Raw genomic sequence first — 1,287 nt, forward strand, 5'->3', positions numbered from 1 at the left:
AGGTGTCCGCTTGCATCTCTGACATGTGGTGGAGGGGGCGCGGCATGAAGCGCACCGGGATTTTCCGATTGGGTCATGTGACCTCCACACGTTAGAGCGCGTTCCGTTTGAGTAGATTTAATCAAACGACAAGAATTCGCTCCACCAAAGATGCTAGAATGCGGTGCGTGAATGTAAATGACCGCGACGCGTTCCAGAGTCAAATGCTTGGCGTGAGCATCGTCCTTCGAGATTGCTGAAAATTGAAATGCACGTGGAACCATCGTCCCTATGCACAGTTTTGTGTTTATAGCGACCTGCGCAGACCGTGCAATCCTTTTACGAAGAATTCACGATTTACATCAAAACGCATTTTATTTGAGCGACCGCACTCAAGATGAGAACGCACGCTCAACCAACGAACGCATCAAAAACGTAAATAACGCAAATTCGCGCAAAAAATCACAAAGCAACGCAAAACAGCGACACTCCCCTTTTCAGGGAATGGCATATGCATATTTTATGCTGAGAAAAAACAGAGGCTTAGATAGCAAAAAACCCCGGCTCATAAAGAGCTCGGGGCTTTTGGTGCGGCCGAGAAGACTCGAACTTCCACGGGTGTTACCCCACAGCGACCTCAACGCTGCGCGTCTACCAATTCCGCCACGGCCGCAAAACCTTGGCTTGCCTCCGGTTTGTTTGGCTCGCTGGCCTCGCCCCGTCGGCTGGTGAGCGGTGATATAGCCAACCCCTCGAACCTGCGCAAGTACCCTTTTTCAAAAATTCACAGCGCAGAGGAAAAAAATCGAAAAAACCTCTTTTAGACGGGCACTTATCCACTGCACCAGATATTTCAGATGCGATCTTCCATGTTTACAGGTCGCATATCCACAGCACGCTGCAATACCTTTGTGATGACAATGCCAACTTTATCGCCAACCACAGTCACCTGCCCTTCAGCAACAGGTGTACTGTTCGCCAAAATCGTAACATCATCAGTTTCATGGGTGTCCAGCTCAATCACCGCACCACGTCCCATGCGCAACAACTGATGCACTGGCATTTCAGATTTGCCCAGCACCACTGATATGTCGACGGAGATATCATCAAACCTGTTCATCTCTGTCTGCCTCCATCTGAGGGAATAAAATGCACCCGTCTCGTCTCTGTGAGTTGGTGCCCTGTTATTTTTAGTGTAGACGCTAACATCTCATTAGGGCAAACCAACTAACCGAAATCCGCAGATCATTTTGGGATAACAACATGGCCGATCGTCAAACCCTTAAAACAGACTTCTTCCCCTTAGAG

Annotated in this window: 1 protein-coding gene and 1 tRNA gene; both read right to left on the bottom strand. The window is 48.9% G+C overall.

From position 1 onward, the window contains the following. Positions 1 to 565 precede the first annotated feature (565 nt). Positions 566 to 652: transfer RNA gene (locus tag PPL9_RS14740), tRNA-Leu, on the bottom strand. Positions 653 to 832: 180 nt separating this feature from the next. Then, entirely contained in the window at positions 833 to 1,099 is a 267-nt protein-coding gene (locus PPL9_RS14745; protein WP_057463396.1) for a FliM/FliN family flagellar motor switch protein, read from the bottom strand. Positions 1,100 to 1,287 lie beyond the last annotated feature (188 nt).

Origin of the sequence: Pseudovibrio sp. POLY-S9 (assembly GCF_001431305.1) — a bacterium.
Taxonomy (GTDB): domain Bacteria; phylum Pseudomonadota; class Alphaproteobacteria; order Rhizobiales; family Stappiaceae; genus Pseudovibrio.